A 22,262-nucleotide genomic window follows, 5' to 3' on the forward strand; every position below is an offset into this window, starting at 1 on the left:
TTTGAAAGGCACGCAAACCTAAAATACAACTATGGTAACCGACATTTTTGGTCGAAAGGCTATTATGTAAGCACGGTAGGGCTAAATACAAAGACAGTGTAGGAGTATATAAGGAATCAGGAAAAGGAAGACATGATTCAGGATAATTTATCGAAGAAAGGATATGTGGACCCCTTTAAGGGGTAGGTCATAGAGTTATTTCACGGTTGTTGGTTTTCATATGCCCTTTGAAGGGCATGTGAAGTACTAGGTCCTTATAGAGTAGCCTAAAAACCGCACGTTTTACGTGCGGATTGTTATTTACAGGAATCTTATTCCGCGTGATTGTCTTCTTCTACCATGTTTAACATTTCGGTTAAACTTGCTGACGCACCTTCGGAGGTCATCACGAATTCGGAAGCAATTTCTTCTTCATCCGCCGCCGATAATCTTACCGGCACCTCGTCATCCGCGATGGCTGTCGGGTTTTTATGGCGATTTCGGTGATACGCAAAACCGGTACCCGCCGGGATCAAACGACCTACGATGACGTTTTCTTTCAAGCCACGTAATTCATCGCGTTTACCGGCAACCGCCGCTTCCGTTAACACACGGGTGGTTTCCTGGAAGGAGGCCGCAGAGATGAAGGACTCGGTTGCCAAGGACGCTTTGGTGATACCCAATAATTCGCGTTCATATTCAACCGGCGGTTTGCCTTCTGCTTCGCGTTTGCGGTTAACGATTTTCACACGCGCCACTTCCACTTGTTCCCCTTCGAGGAATTCGGAGTCGTAGGCTTTGGTAACGATAGCTTTACGCAACATTTGGCGTACGATCACTTCGATGTGTTTATCGTTAATTTTTACCCCTTGTAAGCGGTAAACTTCCTGTACCTCGTTAACGATGTATTCGGTTACGGCATGGACACCTCGTAAACGTAAGATGTCATGTGGCGTTTCCGCACCGTCGGAGATTAAATCGCCGCATTGTACCATTTCACCTTCGAATACGTTCAGTTGACGCCATTTCGGGATCATTTCTTCGTACACTTCACCTTCCGTCGGGGTAATCAATAAGCGACGTTTACCTTTGGTTTCTTTACCGAAGGACACGATACCGGAAATTTCCGCCAAGATGGCAGGTTCTTTCGGTTTACGCGCTTCAAATAAATCCGCCACGCGCGGAAGACCGCCGGTAATATCTTTTGTTCCGACAGATTCTTGTGGAATACGTGCCAACGGGTCACCCACATGCACTTCCGCGCCGTCATCCAAGGTCACGATAGCCTTACTTGGCAAGAAATATTGTGCCGCAACGTCGGTGCCCGACACCAATACGTCATTCCCTTTCTCATCAACTAGTTTGATTGCAGGGCGCAGATCTTTACCGGCTGTGGCACGTTCACCCACGTCTTGTACCACGATAGAGGAAAGACCGGTGAGTTCGTCGGTTTGACGGGTGACGGTTAAACCGTCTACGATGTCCACGAATTTCACGAAACCGCCCACTTCAGAAATAACCGGCATGGTATGCGGATCCCAGTTAGCGATGGTTTCGCCTGCATTCACTTCTTGGTGATCGCCTTTGCTTAAAATCGCACCGTAAGGCACTTTATAGTGCTCTTTGGTACGTCCGAAATTATCCACAACGGTCAATTCGGTATTACGGGAAGTCAGCACCAATTTACCTTCGTTGTTCGTCACGAATTTTGCATTGGCTAAACGCAATGTGCCGTTGTTTTTCACTTGTACGCTGGATTCTTTGGCTGCCGCGGATGCCGCACCACCGATGTGGAACGTACGCATGGTTAACTGTGTACCCGGTTCACCGATAGATTGTGCCGCGATAACACCTACCGCTTCACCTTGGTTAATCAGGTGACCGCGCGCCAAGTCACGACCGTAACATTTCGCACAAACGCCGAAATCGGTGTTACAGGTTACGACGGAACGCACTTTTACGCTGTCCACGGAGTTTTCATCCAACACATCACAAAGTTTTTCATCAAGCAAGGTATTGCGTGGAATTAATACGTCTTCCGTACCCGGTTTTAAGATATCTTCCGCCGCCACACGACCTAATACCAATTCGCGCAGAGGAACTTTTTCGTCGCCACCTTCGATTAACGGGGTCATCACGATACCTTCGTGCGTACCACAGTCATCTTCGATGATCACTAAATCCTGTGCCACGTCAACCAAACGGCGGGTTAAGTAACCGGAGTTCGCGGTTTTCAACGCGGTATCCGCCAAACCTTTACGCGCACCGTGGGTAGAAATAAAGTATTGTAAAACGTTCAACCCTTCACGGAAGTTTGCAGTGATTGGGGTTTCGATAATGGAACCGTCCGGACGCGCCATCAAACCACGCATACCCGCCAACTGACGAATCTGTGCTGCGGAACCACGGGCACCGGAATCCGCCATCATAAAGATGCTGTTGAAAGAGGCTTGTTTTTCCGGTTTACCTTCACGGTTAATCACTTCTTCCGAAGACAGGTTTTCCATCATGGCTTTGGCAACGCGTTCATTGGCTGCCGCCCAAATATCAATCACTTTGTTATAACGTTCGCCCGCTGTCACAAGACCGGATTGGAATTGTTCCTGAATTTCGGCAACTTCTTCTTCCGCCGCAGAAATAATTTCGTATTTCTTCGCCGGAATCACCATGTCGTCGATACCCACGGAGGAACCGGAACGTGCCGCGTAAGCAAAACCGGTGTACATGATTTGGTCGGCGAACATGACGCTGGCTTTTAAGCCTAAGCGACGATAGCTTTCGTTAATTAACTTAGAAATGGCTTTTTTGCCAAGAGTTTGGTTAAACAAGCTAAACGGCATGCCTTTCGGCGCGATCATCCATAAGATGGCACGACCGATGGTAGTATCGGTTAGGGTTGTTTTCGGTTCAAACTCACCGGCGTCGTTTTTCACATATTCGGTAATACGCACTTTCACGCGGGAATGCAATTCTGCCTGACCGGTACGATAGGCTTTTTCCGCTTCGCGCGGATCTTGCAATAGCATACCTTCACCTTTACCGTTCACTTTTTCGCGGGTCATGTAGTAAAGCCCTAACACCACGTCTTGTGACGGAACGATAATCGGATCGCCGTTCGCCGGAGAAAGAATGTTATTGGTGGACATCATTAACGCACGCGCTTCTAATTGCGCTTCAAGCGTCAACGGAACGTGCACCGCCATTTGGTCACCGTCGAAGTCCGCGTTAAACGCCGCACAGACAAGCGGGTGCAATTGGATTGCTTTACCTTCGATTAAGATTGGTTCAAAGGCTTGAATACCCAAACGGTGAAGTGTCGGTGCACGGTTCAACAGAATCGGATGTTCGCGAATGACTTCCGCCAGAATATCCCAAACGATGGCGTCTTCGCGTTCCACCATTTTTTTCGCCGCTTTAATCGTTGTTGCATAACCACGACTTTCTAATTTCGCGTAGATAAACGGACGGAATAATTCCAATGCCATTTTCTTCGGCAAACCACATTGGTGTAAGTGCAAGTATGGACCCACGGTGATTACGGAACGACCGGAGTAGTCAACACGTTTACCCAACAAGTTTTGACGGAAGCGACCTTGTTTACCTTTAATCATATCCGCCAATGATTTTAACGGACGACGGTTAGAACCGGTGATGGCACGACCGCGACGACCGTTATCCAATAACGCGTCCACGGATTCCTGCAACATGCGTTTTTCGTTGCGCACGATAATATCCGGTGCGATAAGATCCAATAAACGTTTTAAACGGTTGTTACGGTTGATCACACGACGATATAAATCGTTCAAATCGGAAGTGGCGAAACGGCCGCCGTCTAACGGCACTAACGGACGTAAATCCGGCGGAAGTACCGGCAATACGGTCATCACCATCCATTCCGGTTTGTTGCCGGATTGCAGGAAAGCTTCTAATAATTTTAAGCGCTTCGTGATTTTCTTCCGTTTGGTTTCGGAATTGGTTTCTTGTAATTCTTCACGTAAATTTTCGCATTCCGCTTCTAAATCGATACCGCGCAATAACGCTTGGATCGCTTCCGCACCCATTTTTGCGTCGAACTCATCCTGCCAGCGGTCTTCCGCGTCAAGATATTGCTCTTCGGTTAATAACTGACCGCGTTCCAGATCGGTCATACCCGGTTCGATCACAATGTAAGATTCAAAATAAAGCACGCGTTCAATATCACGCAATGGCATATCTAACAACAAACCGATACGGGACGGCAGGGATTTTAAAAACCAAATGTGCGCCACCGGAGAGGCTAATTCGATGTGCCCCATACGTTCACGACGTACTTTGGTTTGAGTCACTTCAACGCCACATTTTTCACAAATCACGCCACGGTGTTTTAAGCGTTTGTACTTACCGCACAAACATTCGTAATCTTTTACCGGTCCGAAAATACGGGCACAGAAAAGACCGTCACGTTCCGGTTTAAAGGTACGATAGTTGATTGTTTCAGGCTTTTTAACTTCACCGTATGACCAAGAACGGATCATGTCAGGTGAGGCTAAACCGATTTTAATCACATCAAAATCTTCAGCGGTTTTTGATTGTGCTTTTAAAAACTTAACTAAGTCTTTCACAGATTTGCTCCTGTCGGAGTTAAACTTATTCAAGTGCGGTCGTTTTTCAAAACGTTTTTAACATCGACCGCACTTGGGCTCAATAGGGGTCAATATACCCTGACTTATTCTTCGTCCAAGTCGATGTTGATACCAAGTGAACGGATTTCTTTCATGATTACGTTGAAAGATTCCGGTGTACCCGGATCCATTTGTTGGTTGCCGCTGACGATGTTTTTATACATCTTCGTACGACCGTTCACGTCATCGGATTTCACGGTTAACATTTCTTGTAAGGTATAAGCCGCACCATAAGCCTCAAGTGCCCACACCTCCATTTCACCGAAACGTTGACCACCGAACTGCGCCTTACCGCCCAACGGTTGTTGGGTAACAAGACTATAAGAACCGGTTGAACGCGCGTGCATTTTGTCATCAACCAAGTGATTCAATTTGAGCATATACATATAACCTACGGTTACCGGACGCTCGAATTTTTCACCTGTGCGACCATCATAAAGGGTAATTTGACCGGAAGTCGGTAAACCACCAAGCTCTAACAAACCTTTGATTTCTTTTTCATGTGCACCGTCAAATACCGGTGTAGCAACCGGCAAACCTTTACGCAGATTTTGCGCCAAACGCATCACTTCTTCATCGGTAAAGGTGCTGAGATCCACTTTTTGTGAACCGCCGCCAAGGTCATAGGCTTTTTGCATGTATTCACGCAATTTCGCGATAGATTGTTGTTGTTTAATCATCGCGTTAATTTGATCGCCAATACCTTTCGCCGCCAAACCTAAGTGAGTTTCCAAGATTTGACCGATATTCATACGGGACGGAACGCCCAGCGGGTTCAATACGATCTCAACAGGTTGACCGTTTTCATCGTATGGCATGTCTTCCACCGGGTTAATTTTGGAGATAACCCCTTTGTTACCGTGACGACCCGCCATTTTATCACCCGGTTGAATTTGACGTTTCACCGCAAGATACACTTTAACCACTTTTAACACGCCCGGTGCCAAATCGTCGCCTTGGATAATCTTGTTGCGTTGAATTTCCAATTTACGTTCAAATTCTTTGCGTAATTCTTCGTGCTGTTCCGCCAACTGCTCTAATTGGTGTTGTTTTTCTTCGTTATCTAAAGTTTGTTCCAACCATTTAGTGCGGTCTAATTTATCCAAGGATTTCGCATCGAAACCGCCGGATAACAACAGATTGCGTACGCGCATAAACAAGCCGGCTTCCAAGATCTCAAACTCTTCGCTCAAATCTTTTTTCGCTTGTTTTAATTGCATTTCTTCAATTTCTAACGCACGTTTGTCTTTTTCCACACCATCGCGGGTAAACACTTGCACATCGATAACCGTACCGGAAACGCTGTTTGGTACGCGTAGAGAGGAGTCTTTCACATCGGAGGCTTTTTCACCGAAGATCGCACGCAATAATTTTTCTTCCGGCGTTAATTGGGTTTCACCTTTCGGTGTCACTTTACCTACCAGAATATCGCCGCCTTTCACTTCCGCACCGATATACACGATACCGGATTCGTCCAACTTACTTAGTGCGGCTTCACCGACGTTAGGAATATCTGCGGTAATTTCTTCCGCGCCTAATTTGGTATCACGCGCTACACAAGAAAGTTCTTGGATGTGAATCGTGGTGAAGCGATCTTGTTGAACCACACGTTCGGAGACTAACATGGAGTCTTCGAAGTTATAACCGTTCCACGGCATGAACGCCACGCGAATGTTTTGACCTAATGCCAATTCACCTAAATCGGTGGAAGGACCGTCTGCCAAGATTTCACCGCGTTCCACCGGATCGCCCAGTTCCACACAAGGAATTTGGTTGATACAGGTATTTTGGTTCGAACGGGTATATTTAATGAGGTTATAAATATCAATACCGGCTTCGCCCGCGACAGTTTCGTCTTCATTGACTTTCACCACGATGCGGGAAGCATCCACATATTGGACGGTACCGCCGCGTTTTGCCACAACCGCCACACCGGAGTCAAGGGCAACCGCTTTTTCGATACCTGTACCGACTAACGGTTTGTCCGCACGCAATGTCGGCACGGCTTGACGTTGCATGTTCGCCCCCATCAAAGCACGGTTCGCATCGTCATGCTCCAGGAACGGAATCAATGCCGCCGCTACGGAAACCACTTGTTGGGTAGAAACGTCCATATAGTGAATTTCTTCCGGTTTATATAAGCCGGATTCACCATGTTCACCACGACAGGTTACAAAGGCATCGGTAAAGCGGAAATCATCATCAAGATTGGAGTTCGCCTGTGCGATAACGTATTTGCCTTCTTCAATGGCAGACAAATATTCGATTTCTTCGGTCACCTGACCATTTACTACTTTACGGTACGGAGTTTCTAAGAAACCGTAGTCGTTAGTACGCGCATAAACGGAAAGGGAGTTGATCAAACCGATGTTCGGACCTTCAGGAGTTTCAATCGGACACACACGACCGTAGTGGGTGGCGTGTACATCACGCACTTCAAAACCGGCACGTTCACGGGTTAAACCGCCCGGACCCAATGCGGAAATACGGCGTTTATGGGTCACTTCCGATAACGGGTTGTTTTGGTCCATAAATTGAGACAATTGGGATGAACCAAAGAATTCTTTCACCGCGGCGGAAATCGGTTTCGCATTGATTAGATCTTGCGGGGTAACAGCTTCCAGATCACCTAAAGATAAGCGTTCTTTTACCGCGCGTTCAACACGAACCAAGCCGATACGGAATTGATTTTCCGCCATTTCACCTACGGAACGAATACGACGGTTACCCAAGTGGTCAATATCATCCACTTCACCACGGCCATTACGGATATCAATCAATTTTTTCATCACACTGACAATATCTTCATTGCTTAAGGTGCCACCACCAGTGGTTTCTTCAATGCCTAAAGAGCGGTTGAATTTCATGCGCCCTACCGCAGATAAGTCATAACGATCGGAAGAGAAGAATAAATTATCGAATAACGCTTCCGCCGCTTCTTTTGTCGGTGGTTCGCCCGGACGCATCATGCGATAAATTTCCACCAAAGCGCTTAAACGATCGTTCGACGGATCAACACGCAGGGTTTCGGAAATATACGGACCGTAATCCAAGTCATTGGTAAATAGAGTTTCCAGCGTGGTATAACCGGCTTGTGCCAATTTCGCCAATAATTCAAGAGAAAGTTCCATATTCGCCGGGCAAATTAATTCGCCGGTTTCTAAATCTACATAATCTTTCGCGGCAACTTTCCCGATAATATATTCGGTTGGCACTTCCACCTGAGTGACTTTATCTTTTTCCAACGCTTTAATGTGACGGGCGGTAATACGACGACCGCGTTCTACATACACCTTGCCTTTGGTTTCAATATCAAAGGCGGCGGTTTCACCACGTAGGCGTTCCGGCACTAACGTCATCAACAATTTGTTATCTTTGATTTCAAAAGTAATTTTATAAAAGAAAAGATCTAAGATTTGTTCGGTGGTGTAGCCTAAAGCACGCAAAATAATGGTTGCCGGTAATTTACGACGGCGGTCAATACGTGCGTATAAGTTATCTTTCGGATCAAACTCAAAATCCAACCATGAACCACGGTAAGGAATAATGCGTGCATTATAAAGCACTTTACCTGAAGAGTGGGTTTTGCCTTTGTCGCTATCAAAAAATACACCCGGACTGCGGTGTAATTGAGATACGATAACACGCTCGGTACCGTTAATCACAAAAGTACCGTTATCGGTCATCAACGGGATTTCACCCATGTAAACTTCTTGTTCTTTAATATCTTTGATCGTGCCCGGTGCTGCGTCTTTGTCATAGCTGACTAAACGCAATTTTACACGCAATGGTGCCGCATAGGTCGTGCCGCGAATTTGACATTCACGCACATCAAATACAGGCTCGCCTAATTGATAGCTGACATATTGTAATTCGGTATTTCCGTTCGTACTGACAATTGGGAAGACGGAGCGGAAAGCGGCTTCTAAGCCTTGTTGACCATCCGGATCTCTTTTAATAAATTTCTCAAAAGAGTCGATCTGGATTGTTAATAAATAGGGAATATTTAAAACTTGCGGACGTTTGCCGAAGTCTTTACGAATTCGTTTTTTCTCGGTATAGGAGTAAACCATAGGGTTCCTCTGCTTGCTGTTCAGTGACCCACAATCAACACACAATAATTTGGGCAAATATTGGTGATAATGTATTAGATACCGTTTTAGATGACCGCACTATGAACCTTACTTCTTGAGTGGGCATGATTCAAATTAACATGCTTGATTTAATTTGAGGAAACAAAAGTAATCAAACGGCAAATTTACTTCTGTTTTTGATAGCACAAAATGGCTGATGGTTACCCACCAGCCATTTAGCCTGAGAAACAGGACGAAATCGAATCAAAATTATTTGATTTCTACTTTCGCGCCGGCTTCTTCTAATTCTTTCTTAAGTGCTTCTGCTTCTGCTTTAGCGATACCTTCTTTCAATACAGCCGGTGCAGATTCAACTAAGTCTTTAGCTTCTTTCAAGCCTAAACCGGTTGCACCACGTACTGCTTTGATTACCGCTACTTTGTTAGCGCCTGCTTCAGCAAGAACTACGTCGAATTCAGTTTTCTCTTCTGCTGCCGCTACTGCGCCACCTGCCGGAGCTGCTGCTACTGCTGCCGCTGCTGAAACGCCGAATTTTTCTTCCATCGCTGCGATTAATTCAACGATTTCGGTTACAGATTTAGAAGCGATCGCTTCAATGATTTGTTCGTTAGTTAATGACATAACAATCAATTCCTAAAGTAAATAAAGTTAATTGGATGAAGAAACGCTTGATTAAGCCGCTTCTTGTAATTTGTCGCGTAATGCCGCAAAAGTGCGAACAAGTTTGCCTGCCGCAGCTTCTTTCATTGTGCCCATTAAACGTGCAATTGCTTCGTCGTAAGTCGGTAATGTTGCTAAGAATTCAACATCTTGGATCTTACCTTCAAAGGCTGCACCTTTAAGTTCAAACTTATCGTTTGCTTTAGCAAATTCTTTGAACAAACGTGCTGCAGCACCAGGATGTTCATTAGAGAATGCGATAAGTGTCGGACCGGTGAAAGCGTCTTTCAAACACTCGAATTCAGTGCCTTCTACCGCACGACGTAATAAAGTATTACGAACAACGCGCATAGAAACACCGGCTTCGCGTGCAGATTTACGCAATTCGGTCATTTTATCTACGGTGACACCACGGGAATCCGCGATCACGGCAGAAAGGGCACCTTTGGCTGCTTCATTTACTTCGGCAACAATTGCTTGTTTGTCTTGAAGATTTAATGCCATTGGCTGTTAGCTCCTGAATACACTCCGATTGCTCGGAATTTAGATACCTAATAAAACTGCTATTAGGACGAACTCGGTGCACAGAAGCAAGAAAATTCTTATTCTGTTCACCATCTACGTAGGATAATTAAGATTGCTCCCCTACGGTCTTGGACGGGGCTTGAATGAGGTCAAGCACCAACCAGAAATGCTAAACCGCAAGGCAAGTAAACTGCGGTCTAAAAGGGACATGGATTATAACGACCGAAACGGCATTTGTAAAGCCTGGTGATAAAAAATCATCAATTCGCCCGTGATAAACGTCGCAAAAAATAACCGCACTTTTACTTTTAAAAGTGCGGTTATTTTTCATTGTATTTCTACAGATTAAAGTGAAGCTTGATCAATCGCTACACCGGCACCCATCGTGGTAGAAAGGCTCACTTTCTTAATGAAGATACCTTTGGATGTTGTGGGTTTCGCTTTGGTTAAAGCGGCTAACAGCGCTTGAAGGTTTTCTTTTAATTGATCTTCGGAGAAGTTTGCTTTACCGATAGTAGTGTGGATGATACCGTTTTTATCGTTACGATAACGGATTTGACCGGATTTCGCGTTTTTAACCGCTTCGGCAACGTTTGGTGTTACGGTACCCACTTTCGGGTTTGGCATTAAGCCGCGCGGGCCTAATACTTGACCTAATTGACCGACAACACGCATTGCATCAGGAGAAGCGATAACAACGTCAAAGTTCATTTCGCCTTTCTTAATTTGCTCTGCTAAATCTTCCATACCGACTAAATCTGCACCGGCTGCTTTAGCCGCTTCTGCGTTTGCACCTTGAGTGAACACAGCAACGCGAACTTCACGACCGGTACCATGTGGTAATACAGTTGCGCCACGCACGTTTTGATCGGATTTACGTGGGTCGATACCCAAGTTTACGGCAACGTCAACGCTTTCAACGAATTTAGCGGTCGCGAATTGCTTTAATAATGCGATAGCTTCGTTGATTTCGTATGCTTTAGTAGAATCCACGCCAGCTTTGATTGCTTTCATTTTTTTAGTCAATTTAGCCATCGTATTACTCCTCTACCACTAAGCCCATTGAACGAGCAGTACCGGCGATTGATTTCATTTTGGTTTCGATAGTTGCACCGGTCATATCGGCTGCTTTGGTTTCAGCGATTTGACGGATTTGATCTAGAGTTACTTTACCCACTTTATCCTTATTCGGTTTACCGGAACCGGATTTTATGCCTGCCGCTTTTTTCAATAACACGGCTGCCGGTGGAGTTTTGGTTACGAAAGTGAATGAACGGTCTGCATAAACAGTGATAACAACCGGAATCGGTAAACCTTTTTCTAAGCTCTCGGTACGAGCGTTAAATGCTTTACAGAATTCCATGATATTCACACCTTGTTGACCTAATGCGGGACCGACCGGTGGAGACGGGTTTGCCATACCGGCTGCAACTTGCAGCTTAACGTAGGCTTGGACTTTTTTTGCCATTTTAGTTTCCTCTGAATGGGTGATAACGCTATTGCTAGCTCCCCTGTTGTTAAAAAGGCTGCATTCTAATCAAATACAACCGGCTTTTCAAGTAAAACGCCGAAAAAATCGACCGCACTTTCCCAAAAGTGCGGTAGAAAATTCATGTGTTTTTACTAGTTATTTTTTTCTACCTGACCGAACTCAAGTTCAACCGGCGTAGCACGGCCGAAAATAGACACGGACACTTTCAAACGACCTTTTTCGTAATCGACCTCTTCCACTGTACCGTTGAAATCTATAAACGGCCCTTCGGTTACACGCACTTCTTCGCCCGGCTGGAATGTCGTTCTTGGTTTCGGTTTGTCGTTGCTTTGTTCCAAGCGATTTAAAATAATATCCGCTTCACGACTGCTGATTGGTGCCGGCTTATCTGGTGTACCGCCGATAAAACCCATCACCCGCGGCACACTGCGCACCAAGTGCCAAGTGTCATCATTCATTTCCATCTGTACCAGCACATAACCCGGGAAATATTTACGTTCGCTTTTACGACGTTTACCCGCTACATTTTCAACAACCTCTTCCGTCGGCACCAACACCTCGCCGAATTGATCTTCCATATTGTGAAGTTTAATGTATTCACGCAATGTGGTTGCTACTCGTGCTTCAAAACCGGAGAACGCCTGCAATACATACCAACGTTTTTTGTTTGCGGTTTCGGTCATTTTAGAATCTCCAGTCGGTTAAAAAGGTAATAATGCTGACGATAATTGAATCTAACCCCCAAAGGATTAAAGACACAAACACGGTGACACCAACAACCATCAATGTGGTTTGCGTCGCTTCCGGACGGGTCGGCCAGACAATTTTGCGCAATTCGGTACGGGCATCTTTAAAGAAGCCAAGGGCTTTTCCGCCTTGGTTGGTGCTCGCTGCGACACCTAAAGAGACTGACAGCAAGACAACAATTGCAACCACGCGAATCGGCGTAGAATATTGGTCTTGGAAATAAATATTACCAAATGCGGCCACTGCAATGATCAATACTGTCAGCAACCATAAAAAAATGTTTAATCCCTTAGCTTTTTCAATGGGAGCCTCAGGTGCATTTTTCTTTTTCTCAATCTCTAATGCCATAAAAATTTATCCATTAATGTAACTTAAAAACGGGGATCCTTCTTCGAACGCAGAATTATAGCAGCTAATTTTCCAGTTTCATAATTAAAATTACGGATTTGCTCAAGTATTTCAAGCCCTGTGATTTTGAATAAAAGTATCATGCAAATTTAGTCGCATTCTATTTAATGCAATAAAATGTGGGTTTGCCTTTGTGCAAAACACCAAGTATTAATGAAAAAATAAACAGATGAATCAGTTAATTGCAGTCAAATCAGCGGACTTTTTACCGCAACCGGAGCATTAGTCTGCCACCGTGCTGACCACTAGCATTTCTCTGCCGATAAAGCAAATTATGAAGACAAGTTCATGACAGCAAGCGACAAGTCTGCTTTAATAAATAAAATCATGGCGATTGTTGATAATAGTTTTAAGGGATCGGTTTTCAGACAATTTTGCATGTTATGGTTTTTCAAACTGCAAACCACCTTTGTTCCCTAGATATGTCGGTTGAATCTCGATACTTTGCTTATCTACCAACATCTCGGCGGTTTGTTTCAAATAATCTTTAAAATGCGGTGTTTCTCGGTGTGCCGCATAGGCATCGTCGTTTGCATAGATTTCAAAGAACATCCATTTATTCGGATTTTCCTGTGCTGTGGCGGCATACATTGCAATGACGCCGTCTTCTACTTTTAACGATTGCGCCATTTCAGCCAGCACAATAGCTTTAAATTTGTCATTTTCCGACGGTTTCACCTCCACCATGACTAAATTCGTCCGGGTGTTGGCAGTTTGCTCAACTTTCTTATCGGCTAAAAATTGCGGAGTTAGCACTGTGCGCTTTTTGTGATCCGTTAAAATCTCAGGAGAGGCGGTTAAAAACGCCTTGTATTGCGGTGAAGTGCGGTGGATTTCGTAGGCGTTTTGATCGGCATAAATTTCCACCATATACGCCATATTCGCATCAGCTTTTTGTTTCACCGAATGCATTGCCAGTGTGCCCTTTTCCGTTTGCATCGAGGTTTTGATGTTCTGTTCGCCCACTGCTTCATATTGCGCGTTTTTGCCCGGCTGAATGCCCAGTTCAAACAGATTGATAATCGGCGCGGCTTGTGCGGTCATTGCCATGCTCATAACTCCTAAAAGTGCGGTCAGTTTTTTCATTGTTTTTCCTTATACGATAATCAGTGGTAATAAATTACCCACAGACAAAAAAGATAGGGCATTATTTGTACTATCCACGCGGCAGCCAAGTCCCCACCAACAGCTCTGTTTCGAATTTTTGCTGCCTTTAAGCATCAATGTGTCATCATAATGTTTTACCATTTCCAAAGCAATCACCAAACCCAATCCTGAACTTTGCTTTACTAATATCCGCCGCGATCATTTTCGGGGCGAATTCGCGGATTTCATATTTGGCGAAATCCGGGTAGTAGCAATCTTCTTCAAAGATTTTTTGGAATGCTTCACGGCTTTCGGTTTTCGCGAAAATGACGCCTGAATGGGCATCGGTGTCGATGTAAGGACCGAGCATTAAAAATTTGCCTGCTTGGAAGTATTTTTTGAACCATTCCACATGGATTGGGAATAACTCGTTTTGTTTTTCTTCAGAAACGGAGGGGTTTACAGTGATGTTGATGATGTACATGTTTTTTTCTTGTAGGATGCAACTCGTTGCACCCTATTGATTTAATTGACATTTAACAATGTAACAAGGTGCACCTACGAATTACGCTGTCGCCTTATCAATCACCGCCACTAAACGTGCCGCGTGATCTGGTGCCATGGCTTTTTGTGCGGCGACTTTCGCTTCGTCTCGTCCCGCATAGCTTACGCCGCAGGTGATGACCAGCGCTTGATAGTCCAAAGCACATAAGGTGGCGAAGGTTTCAAATTGCGACAAGTAATCTTCCACGGTGTGTTTGAAGAAACCGTCTTTTTGATACACTTCATTTGGTGCGCCGGTGGTGGAAATAATTAATTTTTTACCGCCGATTTTTGCCGCTGAACCGTGTGCAAAGCCGTATACAAAACTTTGTCGATTCACAATTTCATTACTCGGTACGGAATACCAGGAGAACGGGAATTGGAACACAATCACGTCCGCTTCCAAAATCACCGATTGTTCCGCGTCAATATCAAATTTATAGGTCGGGTAAAGGCTGTCTAAGCGACGGATTTTTACATCGGGTAACGTGTTTTCGACCGCTTGTAGAATTTCCACATTTGCCACAGAATGGTTTGAATCCGGGTGACCTGAAACGATAAGTACATTTTTCATGTTGCTTTCCTTGTTTGTTGATTCGTCATCTGGTATTGCACATTGAGGTGTTAACCAACCTGATTGAAGATGGCTTTGATTTGGGCATTCGTTTCGGTAATCGGCTGAATGAAGGTATAGTGGCGCGGAAATTGATGAATCCTTTTAAAGAAGGGCTTTATGTCAGTAAATCTTACGTGGCGCAGTACGGCATACCGAAAACGCCGAAAGCGTTGGCGGGACATAAACTCATCGGCTATCGCTTCATTTCCTCCAATCGCATTGAACCGCTGGTACTGGATATTGACGGGCAGGACACGGCGTTGGATATGGGTATGCCGTTATTTGTAACGACCCGGAAATCATAGCTGATGCCACTCGCGAAGGCTTGGACATCGGGCGTATTTTTGAAACCAGTCTGCAATTTTTCCCCGACAAAGCTCAATTTATCCCCGTGCTGCAAAAATACTGGCGTCAATCCCCCGCGCTTTATTTGTATTATTTACAACACAGTCAAAAGGCGAAAAAAGAGTAGGTGCTCATTGAATTTTTGTTAGAGAAGGGGAGAGAAAGGGGCTATATTTAGCTATTTTTGCACAGCACACACGGCATTATAGGTTAAAAAAGTGCGGTCAAAATCCACCGCACTTTTACCACAGCTGATCCAGCGCGATAACCAATAATGTATGAACACATAAGGGAGTAGGCTTATGTTCATTTACCCCAAACGTTAGCGGAACCGTAGCCTGTTTTTAAATCACGCTTTTCGCCCAATTCACTGCCGTTTCAATGGTTTTTCGCGCCTGGGGGCTGTTACGCCAGCAAGTGGAACCGGTTATTTCGGCGCCGCGTTGGAGAATAAAATCCGGGCTAGTGGCGGCGAGTGTGCTGACATCATCCAAGCCCATTTCTTCCAAGCGTTTTAAAATCGTCTCACCGATGCCCTTTTGCGCCAAAAGAGCGCGTTTTTCAGAGTCGCTAAATGGCATATTGTCGTCCTTACAAGATAAAAAAGTGCGGTCAAAATCCACCGCACTTTATTCACATTGATATTATGCTTCTGCTTTTGGTTTAATCACCGCATACACTACGCCGGTCACGACAGAGCCGATAGCGATGGCGCTGAGGTACATCAACGGTTCGGAGACAAACGGGATCACGAATAAACCGCCGTGCGGCGCTTGTAGCGCAATGCCGCAGCTCATGGAAATTGCCCCTGCGGTAGCGCCGCCTAACACGGAACTGATAATCACGCGGAGCGGATCTGCTGCCACGAACGGCAACGCCCCTTCAGAGATAAAGCATAATCCCAGTACGAAAGAGGCTTTCCCTGCATCACACTGATTGGCGGTGAATTTATTACGTGCTAACCAAGTAGCGATTGCCATGCCAATTGGCGGCACCATACCGGCAGCCATGGCGGCGGCCATCGGAGTGTGAATCTGTGACGCCAACAGACCTACCGAGAAGGTGTAAGCCGCTTTGTTTACCGGACCGCCCATATCAATACACATCATGCTGCCGATAATTACCCCGAGCACGATGGCATTCACATCACCTATAGATTTCAGCCAATCACTTAATGCCGCCATAATTTTGGCAACCGGCGGGTTGATGATGTAAATCATCGCCAAGCCCACAATAAGCGCGCCAAGTAGCGGTAAAATCAAAATTGGTTTTAAAGAGGTTAAACTTGATGGCAATTTAATGGCGTTATTCAAGCCTTTTACCACATAACCGGCAAGGAAACCGGCGATAATCCCGCCCAAAATCCCCGCGCCCGCCGTGGTGGCAAGCATACCGCCGATTAAACCGACCGCCAGCCCCGGACGGTCGGCAATAGAAAACGCCACATAGCCGGCGAAGACGGCGATCATTAAGTGGAACGCCGCGCTGCCACCGATGTCCATTAAGGCTTTCGGCAAGCCGCCTGCGATGGTTTCGTCTTTAAACGCTTCAATCCCGAACATGAAGGAAATGGCGATCAGCAAACCGCCCGCCACCACCAACGGCAACATGTGCGATACGCCGGTCATCAGGTGTTTGTACACGCCTTTCTTCTCGCCGCTTTCTTCCGCTTTTGCGCCCACTTGTGCCGCTCCGCCATCAAACACTTTGGCTTCTTTGAAGGCTTTGTCAAATTCCTGTGCGGTCTTCTTCAGCGCAAGACCGGTGGAGGTACGGTACATCAGTTTGCCTTTGAATTTGTCTAACGGCACGTCAATATCCGCCGCCACAAACACCAAATCCGCTGCCGCCACTTCTTCCGGCGTAATTTCATTGCCGGCACCTACTTGACCGCGGGTTTCCACTTTCACCTGCCAGCCTTGTTGTTTGGCGTAGGTTTCAATCGCTTCAGCAGACATGAAGGTATGCGCCACGCCCGTCGGGCAAGCGGTCACTGCTACGATATTTTTAATTTTACCGTCAGAAATGACCGCACTTTCCGTCGGCGGAACATAATCCTGTACCTGTTGAATAGCTGTGTCTAACAACTGTTCCGGCGCGTTAAAGTGTTCGTCGATTTTCGCCAAAAACACTTTTTTGCCGTGAAATTGCGGGTTATTCGGTAACTGATCGCCAAGCACGATAATCAACTCTGCTGCATCGGCGTTATCCACGATTTGATGTTGGGTCGCCGCCGCGCTGAGCATTTGGCGCAATAAAAAGGCTTTTGCATTGCCGAAATTGGCGGATGGAGTGAAATAAATATGCATAAAATTATCCCTCAATGACAGTGATTTTGACATTGTTTAAAATCGGTTCGAGTAAGCTGCGGTCTGAAATACCTACGTTACTTTGCGACACGGCAAAGGCGGATACCGCGCTGGCGAAAGCGAGCGTTTGGTGTTGCGGCAAGCCGTTAATTACGCCGTAAATCAAGCCCGCCACCATAGAATCGCCCGCGCCCACGGTGCTGACCACGTTTTCGCATTTCGGCGGTTGCGCCTGCACGACGGCGGCATCGCTCAACCATAACGAACCGTTGGCACCCATGGAAATAATCACGTTAGCAATGCCTTGCGCTTTCAGTTTTTTCGCCGCCGCGATAATGTCGTCCAAGGTCGGCAGCGCATGACCAATCCAGGCTTCCAACTCACGATGATTCGGTTTAACCAACCAAGGTTGCGCCGTTAAGCCGGCGGTCAATGCGGCGTTACTGCTGTCCAACACCACTTTTACGCCCGCCTGATGTAACTGTTTTAACCAGTCGGCGAATAGTTCCGGTGTCACGCCGCGTGGCAAGCTGCCGCACACGGCGACGATGTCGAAGGCTTTGCAATAGGCGAGAGAATCCGTCACAAACTGTTGCCATGCGTCGGTACTGATTTCATAACCTAAGAAATTCAAGTCCGTGACGTCCGCTTCGGTTTCGGTGATTTTCACGTTAATGCGGGTTTTACCCGGCACGCGTTGGAATTTATCTTGTAGCCCCAATTTGTCGAACAGGGTGACGAAATCCCCTTGGTTATCTTCGCCAAGGAACCCGCCCACGGTGACATCCACGTCCAAATCTTTTAACACTTTCGCCACGTTAATGCCTTTGCCCGCCGGGAAAAAACCGAGGGTTTCCACGGTGTTCACTTCGCCTAATTCAATACGTTTTAAACGCCCGACCAAATCGTAAGCGGCGTTTAAGGTGATGGTTGCGACTTTTGCCATAATTATTCTCCCAATCCTGCGTTGATTGCCGCGCCGATGCCGTCGATGGCTTGTTGCGCTTGCTCACCGGTCGCCACGAAACGCAGGCGATGACCTTTTACGACACCCAGCGCTACCACTTTCATCAGGCTCTTGGCGCTGACCAGTTGTGAATCGCGCGACAGATTTTGCACCGCCACATTGGCGTTGTATTTTTTCACTTCGCTCACTAACACCGCAGCAGGGCGGGCGTGTAAGCCATGTTCGTTTTTCACTTCAAAAATGCCTTCCACCGATTCACCCGGATTTTGCACCGCACTTTCATGGCTTGACGCAGAGGCTGCCGGCGTAGCTTGTCCCATAACTTCGATAGTATCCGGTTCACTCGGCGGTACGGCAGAAACGCCTTCGCCAAGACCGGCAGCAATCACTTTGCCGATGGCTTCCATGGCGGCTTGCGCATCTTCACCTTCCGCTACGAAACGTAAACGATGTCCTTGGGTCACGCCCAACGCCACGATTTTCATCAGGCTCTTGGCGCTCACCGGTGCACTGCCGCGTGTGAGGTTTTCCACATTGATTTTTGAGGTAAATTTCTTCACTTCGTTGACTAAAATGGCACTCGGACGGGCGTGTAATCCGTGTTCGTTACGAATGGTGAAAGTGCCGACCACGCTGCCGCCCGCCACCACCGGTTCACTTGACGCGGTTGGCGCTGCGGCTTCAGGAATTGCCGCACCGTTTAACGCAGCGACAATTTGCGCGCCGTCACCGTTTAACAAGATTTGTTTCACTTTCGCGTCCAATAAACGGGTTAACGCCTCGTTGATTTGATCGTTGGCATAGGCGACCGTCACCACGCCGTGCACGGCTTTATTATTCAGACTGAACGCCTGTTTTGCACGACTAAAGGCAATCGCATTCTTTTGATTGCCTACCGCCGCATCGGTTACCCATAAACCCTGTGCCAACGGCAACGCCGGATTGGCGATGACCTCGGAAACGTATTGATTATTGACCGCACTTTGCTGTTCCAATTTGCCCGCGTTAATGGCGATTAAGGTCAACAGGCTGGCGGTGTCCACATCCAAACTGATGTTTTCGGCGGCTACTTTAAATTCTTCCGCTTCGCCCATTAAAATGGCACGGAATTTTTTCACATCGGTCAGCGTGGCGAGTTTGGCGGCGGTGTCTTCATCCCCCAGCACGTGCGTCAGTTGGCGCAACAATGCCAAGTGTTCGTCGGAGCGCGCGGCAATGCCGATCACCACATACGCGATATTGCCTTCACCCCATTCAATCCCTTGCGGAAATTGGAAAATCTGCACGCCGGTATTTTTCACCATGCTGCGGGTTTCTAACGTACCGTGCGGAATGGCAATGCCGTTACCCAAAAACGTCGAGGTTTGTTGTTCGCGTCCTAACATTCCTTGCAGGTAGCCGCTTTCCACATAACCCGCCTGTTCAAGCGCATTTACCGCCATTTCAATAGCTTGCTGCTTATTGTCGGCTTGCGCCGCCAGATGAATGTTACTTTCAGGTAAATTAAACATTCTGTCTCCTTGTATCTGCGAGATATAAATAAGGTACTGAATAAGGCAAAAACCTTTCAGCCTTGGATTAAAAATACAAAAAACTGCCGACCAAAACCGACAGTTTTTTCATTATTTTCCGGTGCAAAGTTTGAGCAGCTGCTCGGAACCTTGCGCAATATATTCATCATGTTCTGACCGCACTTTGCCTTTTTGTAAATCTAACATGGCATCATAAATACCTTGTGTAGTGCTCGGCGTATCAATGTAGCTCCAGCAATTCGGATTCAATTTGGCGAAATTGCCTTGCAATGCCTCAGCATGAAGCACGCCGCTGTAATAAGCGTACACATCGGAATCTTGACCTTGCGGGCTATACAGTTTTTCTTTGATCTGTTCAACCGGAATGAGGATTCTGCCCAAATACCAGTCTTTCGCGCCGCTGGCGAACGAGTTGACATTGTAGTTATCGTTTACGCGATCGCGATAGGTTTCCACCGTGGCTTCATAAGCGGTAGCGTAGGATTTTTGATCGATTTTATCTTCGTCTAAGTTAATGACAGTTTTTTTGTCGCCCATAAACGGCACATAAGAGGAAATAGAAGACAGGGAACACGCACTCAACAGGGAGGCAAACACAAGAATGGAAAGTTTTTTTAACATAAAAATCCTTGAATGTCGGTTAAATCGGATAAGTCAACGCAAACGTGGCAGCCATTATACTGCTTATGCCCGGTTTCGCAATAAATAGCGCAGAATAGTTACGCCTGTCCGTTAAGTTGCTGCAACTCATCGAATGTATTGATATTGGCAAACGCCTGTTTATTTTCCGAAAAATCCACGCTCACTGCGCCGTTTTGGCGCATAAAATGCAGCATTCGGCGCTCGCCCGAAGCTAAATAGGCGGCAAGTTTGTCTTTCAGACTGCGCGCCATTAAACAGAAGGTCGGATGTTCCCGCTCGCCATCATGGGCATAGGCAACAGAAACGCTGTGAAAAATGACCGCACTTTTGAGCTTTTCCAGCAGATTTTCCGGGAAAAAAGGGCTGTCGCAGGGTACAAATAAGACAAAATCCGTGTCGGATCGTTCCAGCGCCGTCAAAATCCCGCTTAACGGGCCTTGAAACCCCTCCATATTATCGGCAAATACCGGCAAGCCGGCAGCGGCATAATCGGCTTGATTGCGATTGGCATTCACCGAAACCTGCGCCACCTGCGGACGCAGCCGTTCATAAATCCACTGAAACAGCGGTTTGCCGTGCAATCGCTGTAAGCCTTTGTCCGCACCGCCCATACGTGTCGCCCGCCCGCCGGCTAAAATTACCGCGCTGATTGAAATTGTCATGTTTTCTTCCGTCGTTATATTTTCTTCCGGGGTTAATTCAAGTATGATCCCGCCGTTTATTTCTCAATAATAAGGAAAAGCGTATGAAATGTCATCGCCTGAATGAAGTGTTGGAACTTTTGCAACCGTACTGGTCTAAAGACTCCGATTTGCATTTAACGCAGATTTTGCAAAAAATCGCTGACGAAGCAGGTTTTGATAAGCCGTTAACCGAATTACCGGACGAAGTGATTATTTATCACTTAAAAATGGCAGGAAAAGACAAATTTGAACCGATTCCTGGGATCAAAAAAGATTATGAAGAAGATTTTAAAGCTGCTTTATTAAAAGCACGTGGAATTATTAAGTAGTTATATTAAGGATTGTCAATGAAAAAATGGTTATTTTTAGCCCTTACCGCCGCGTTTTCCGTCTCCGTGCAAGCACAGGATTTAACGGAAGGCAAACAATACACCGTAGTGGAAGGTCAACAACGCACCGCCCAGCCTGAAGTGATTGAATTTTTCTCTTTCTATTGCCCGCATTGTTATTCCTTTGAAGCGCAATATCACATCCCGCAAAAAGTTGCCGAAGCCTTGCCGGAAGGCACCTCTTTTAAACAATACCATGTGGATTTCTTAGGTCTTCAGTCGGAAAACCTAACTCGCGCCTGGGCGTTGGCGATAGCGATCAAAGCGGAAGAAAAAGTCAAAATACCATTGTTTAAAGCGGCACAAACCAACACGTTAAAAGCTATGGATGACATTCGCCAAATCTTTATTGATAACGGCATTTCTGCCGAACAATTTGACGGCGGCATCAACAGTTTTGCGGTAAGCGGTTTAGTCGCCAAACAGCAAAATTTGGTGGAAAAATACCAACTGCGCGGTGTGCCGGATTTCTACGTGAATGGCAAATATCGCGTAAATACAGAAGGTTTGGCGCGCGATGAAAAGGGTTTCGTTGCCGAATATGTTGAAACCGTAAAAGGTTTATTGCAAAGATAAGCAAAAAT

The 22,262-nt window shown here is 46.3% G+C and carries 21 protein-coding genes and 1 pseudogene; 4 read left to right on the top strand and 18 right to left on the bottom strand.

Going from position 1 to position 22,262, the window contains the following annotated elements; translation table 11 throughout:
* A pseudogene (locus tag A3CS_RS1000000111545) lies at window positions 1–186 on the top strand (transposase); the annotation flags it as partial.
* 125 nt (window positions 187–311) lie between these two features.
* On the opposite strand, the gene rpoC reads toward A3CS_RS1000000111545, so the two are convergent.
* The 11 genes from rpoC to A3CS_RS0106145 all read right to left on the bottom strand — a co-directional run bounded on the left by rpoC (window position 312) and on the right by A3CS_RS0106145 (window position 14,769).
* Complete coding sequence (rpoC, locus tag A3CS_RS0106095; RefSeq protein WP_019518331.1) at window positions 312–4,580, bottom strand: DNA-directed RNA polymerase subunit beta'; 4,269 nt, start codon at window positions 4,578–4,580, stop codon at window positions 312–314.
* Between the two features lie 104 nt (window positions 4,581–4,684).
* Complete coding sequence (rpoB, locus tag A3CS_RS0106100) at window positions 4,685–8,713, bottom strand: DNA-directed RNA polymerase subunit beta (protein ID WP_005547790.1); 4,029 nt, start codon at window positions 8,711–8,713, stop codon at window positions 4,685–4,687.
* Between the two features lie 270 nt (window positions 8,714–8,983).
* Complete coding sequence (gene rplL / locus A3CS_RS0106105) at window positions 8,984–9,355, bottom strand: 50S ribosomal protein L7/L12 (protein WP_005542578.1); 372 nt, start codon at window positions 9,353–9,355, stop codon at window positions 8,984–8,986.
* Between the two features lie 51 nt (window positions 9,356–9,406).
* Complete coding sequence (rplJ, locus tag A3CS_RS0106110) at window positions 9,407–9,898, bottom strand: 50S ribosomal protein L10 (RefSeq protein WP_005542581.1); 492 nt, start codon at window positions 9,896–9,898, stop codon at window positions 9,407–9,409.
* Between the two features lie 366 nt (window positions 9,899–10,264).
* On the bottom strand, window positions 10,265–10,954 hold the full coding sequence (gene rplA / locus A3CS_RS0106115) for a 50S ribosomal protein L1 (RefSeq protein WP_005542586.1): 690 nt from the start codon (window positions 10,952–10,954) through the stop codon (window positions 10,265–10,267).
* A 4-nt stretch (window positions 10,955–10,958) separates the two neighbouring features.
* The gene (gene rplK / locus A3CS_RS0106120; protein ID WP_005542594.1) at window positions 10,959–11,387 is read right to left on the bottom strand and encodes a 50S ribosomal protein L11; all 429 of its coding nucleotides are present in this window, start codon (window positions 11,385–11,387) and stop codon (window positions 10,959–10,961) included.
* Window positions 11,388–11,542: 155 nt separating this feature from the next.
* Entirely contained in the window at window positions 11,543–12,094 is a 552-nt protein-coding gene (nusG, locus tag A3CS_RS0106125; RefSeq protein ID WP_005547787.1) for a transcription termination/antitermination protein NusG, read from the bottom strand.
* 1 nt (window position 12,095) lies between these two features.
* A complete protein-coding gene (gene secE / locus A3CS_RS0106130) occupies window positions 12,096–12,506 on the bottom strand; it encodes a preprotein translocase subunit SecE (protein ID WP_005547784.1) in 411 nt (136 codons plus the stop codon).
* Window positions 12,507–12,947: 441 nt separating this feature from the next.
* The gene (locus A3CS_RS0106135) at window positions 12,948–13,652 is read right to left on the bottom strand and encodes a putative quinol monooxygenase (RefSeq protein ID WP_005547780.1); all 705 of its coding nucleotides are present in this window, start codon (window positions 13,650–13,652) and stop codon (window positions 12,948–12,950) included.
* 145 nt (window positions 13,653–13,797) lie between these two features.
* Window positions 13,798–14,136: a YciI family protein gene (locus A3CS_RS0106140; RefSeq protein ID WP_005547779.1), complete on the bottom strand. Its 339-nt coding sequence runs from the start codon at window positions 14,134–14,136 to the stop codon at window positions 13,798–13,800.
* 81 nt (window positions 14,137–14,217) lie between these two features.
* Window positions 14,218–14,769: an NAD(P)H-dependent oxidoreductase gene (locus A3CS_RS0106145; RefSeq protein ID WP_005547777.1), complete on the bottom strand. Its 552-nt coding sequence runs from the start codon at window positions 14,767–14,769 to the stop codon at window positions 14,218–14,220.
* A 14-nt stretch (window positions 14,770–14,783) separates the two neighbouring features.
* Between A3CS_RS0106145 and A3CS_RS0106150 the strand changes: the two genes are divergently transcribed.
* Window positions 14,784–15,116 carry a type 2 periplasmic-binding domain-containing protein gene (locus A3CS_RS0106150; RefSeq protein WP_005547775.1) on the top strand — a complete coding sequence of 111 codons (333 nt, stop codon included), beginning with the start codon at window positions 14,784–14,786 and terminating at the stop codon, window positions 15,114–15,116.
* A 218-nt stretch (window positions 15,117–15,334) separates the two neighbouring features.
* Here the strand turns inward: A3CS_RS0106150 and A3CS_RS1000000112405 are convergent, their stop codons facing one another.
* The 7 genes from A3CS_RS1000000112405 to mobA form a co-directional block, all read right to left on the bottom strand.
* A complete protein-coding gene (locus A3CS_RS1000000112405; protein ID WP_005588815.1) occupies window positions 15,335–15,466 on the bottom strand; it encodes a hypothetical protein in 132 nt (43 codons plus the stop codon).
* A 34-nt stretch (window positions 15,467–15,500) separates the two neighbouring features.
* Window positions 15,501–15,737: a recombinase RecA gene (locus tag A3CS_RS0106160; RefSeq protein ID WP_005547771.1), complete on the bottom strand. Its 237-nt coding sequence runs from the start codon at window positions 15,735–15,737 to the stop codon at window positions 15,501–15,503.
* A 63-nt stretch (window positions 15,738–15,800) separates the two neighbouring features.
* Window positions 15,801–17,465 (bottom strand): fructose-specific PTS transporter subunit EIIC, encoded by a 1,665-nt coding sequence (locus A3CS_RS0106165; protein ID WP_019518332.1) that lies wholly within the window; start codon window positions 17,463–17,465, stop codon window positions 15,801–15,803.
* A gap of 4 nt (window positions 17,466–17,469) precedes the next feature.
* A complete protein-coding gene (gene fruK / locus A3CS_RS0106170) occupies window positions 17,470–18,411 on the bottom strand; it encodes a 1-phosphofructokinase (protein WP_005547767.1) in 942 nt (313 codons plus the stop codon).
* 2 nt (window positions 18,412–18,413) lie between these two features.
* Window positions 18,414–19,943: a fused PTS fructose transporter subunit IIA/HPr protein gene (gene fruB / locus A3CS_RS0106175; protein WP_005547765.1), complete on the bottom strand. Its 1,530-nt coding sequence runs from the start codon at window positions 19,941–19,943 to the stop codon at window positions 18,414–18,416.
* A gap of 111 nt (window positions 19,944–20,054) precedes the next feature.
* The gene (locus tag A3CS_RS0106180) at window positions 20,055–20,585 is read right to left on the bottom strand and encodes a hypothetical protein (protein ID WP_005547763.1); all 531 of its coding nucleotides are present in this window, start codon (window positions 20,583–20,585) and stop codon (window positions 20,055–20,057) included.
* Between the two features lie 98 nt (window positions 20,586–20,683).
* Window positions 20,684–21,268 carry a molybdenum cofactor guanylyltransferase MobA gene (mobA, locus tag A3CS_RS0106185; RefSeq protein ID WP_005547761.1) on the bottom strand — a complete coding sequence of 195 codons (585 nt, stop codon included), beginning with the start codon at window positions 21,266–21,268 and terminating at the stop codon, window positions 20,684–20,686.
* Between the two features lie 83 nt (window positions 21,269–21,351).
* Here mobA and A3CS_RS0106190 point away from each other — a divergent pair, with 83 nt between their 5' ends.
* Entirely contained in the window at window positions 21,352–21,618 is a 267-nt protein-coding gene (locus A3CS_RS0106190; protein WP_005547759.1) for a YihD family protein, read from the top strand.
* Between the two features lie 18 nt (window positions 21,619–21,636).
* Window positions 21,637–22,254 carry a thiol:disulfide interchange protein DsbA gene (dsbA, locus tag A3CS_RS0106195; protein ID WP_005547757.1) on the top strand — a complete coding sequence of 206 codons (618 nt, stop codon included), beginning with the start codon at window positions 21,637–21,639 and terminating at the stop codon, window positions 22,252–22,254.
* The last annotated feature ends 8 nt before the right edge of the window (window positions 22,255–22,262 follow it).

The organism is Aggregatibacter actinomycetemcomitans DSM 8324, from assembly GCF_000372365.1.
Lineage (GTDB): Bacteria > Pseudomonadota > Gammaproteobacteria > Enterobacterales > Pasteurellaceae > Aggregatibacter > Aggregatibacter actinomycetemcomitans.

Coding starts and splice junctions, on each gene's coding strand:
- rpoB (WP_005547790.1), bottom strand. CDS start 8,713: ATGGTTTACTCCTATACCGAGAAAAAACGAATTCGTAAAGACTTCGGC.
- rplL (WP_005542578.1), bottom strand. CDS start 9,355: ATGTCATTAACTAACGAACAAATCATTGAAGCGATCGCTTCTAAATCT.
- rplJ (WP_005542581.1), bottom strand. CDS start 9,898: ATGGCATTAAATCTTCAAGACAAACAAGCAATTGTTGCCGAAGTAAAT.
- rplA (WP_005542586.1), bottom strand. CDS start 10,954: ATGGCTAAATTGACTAAAAAAATGAAAGCAATCAAAGCTGGCGTGGAT.
- rplK (WP_005542594.1), bottom strand. CDS start 11,387: ATGGCAAAAAAAGTCCAAGCCTACGTTAAGCTGCAAGTTGCAGCCGGT.
- nusG (WP_005547787.1), bottom strand. CDS start 12,094: ATGACCGAAACCGCAAACAAAAAACGTTGGTATGTATTGCAGGCGTTC.
- secE (WP_005547784.1), bottom strand. CDS start 12,506: ATGGCATTAGAGATTGAGAAAAAGAAAAATGCACCTGAGGCTCCCATT.
- A3CS_RS0106135 (WP_005547780.1), bottom strand. CDS start 13,652: ATGAAAAAACTGACCGCACTTTTAGGAGTTATGAGCATGGCAATGACC.
- A3CS_RS0106140 (WP_005547779.1), bottom strand. CDS start 14,136: ATGTACATCATCAACATCACTGTAAACCCCTCCGTTTCTGAAGAAAAA.
- A3CS_RS0106145 (WP_005547777.1), bottom strand. CDS start 14,769: ATGAAAAATGTACTTATCGTTTCAGGTCACCCGGATTCAAACCATTCT.
- A3CS_RS1000000112405 (WP_005588815.1), bottom strand. CDS start 15,466: ATGAACATAAGCCTACTCCCTTATGTGTTCATACATTATTGGTTATCG.
- A3CS_RS0106160 (WP_005547771.1), bottom strand. CDS start 15,737: ATGCCATTTAGCGACTCTGAAAAACGCGCTCTTTTGGCGCAAAAGGGC.
- A3CS_RS0106165 (WP_019518332.1), bottom strand. CDS start 17,465: ATGCATATTTATTTCACTCCATCCGCCAATTTCGGCAATGCAAAAGCC.
- fruK (WP_005547767.1), bottom strand. CDS start 18,411: ATGGCAAAAGTCGCAACCATCACCTTAAACGCCGCTTACGATTTGGTC.
- fruB (WP_005547765.1), bottom strand. CDS start 19,943: ATGTTTAATTTACCTGAAAGTAACATTCATCTGGCGGCGCAAGCCGAC.
- A3CS_RS0106180 (WP_005547763.1), bottom strand. CDS start 20,585: ATGTTAAAAAAACTTTCCATTCTTGTGTTTGCCTCCCTGTTGAGTGCG.
- mobA (WP_005547761.1), bottom strand. CDS start 21,268: ATGACAATTTCAATCAGCGCGGTAATTTTAGCCGGCGGGCGGGCGACA.
- A3CS_RS0106190 (WP_005547759.1), top strand. CDS start 21,352: ATGAAATGTCATCGCCTGAATGAAGTGTTGGAACTTTTGCAACCGTAC.
- dsbA (WP_005547757.1), top strand. CDS start 21,637: ATGAAAAAATGGTTATTTTTAGCCCTTACCGCCGCGTTTTCCGTCTCC.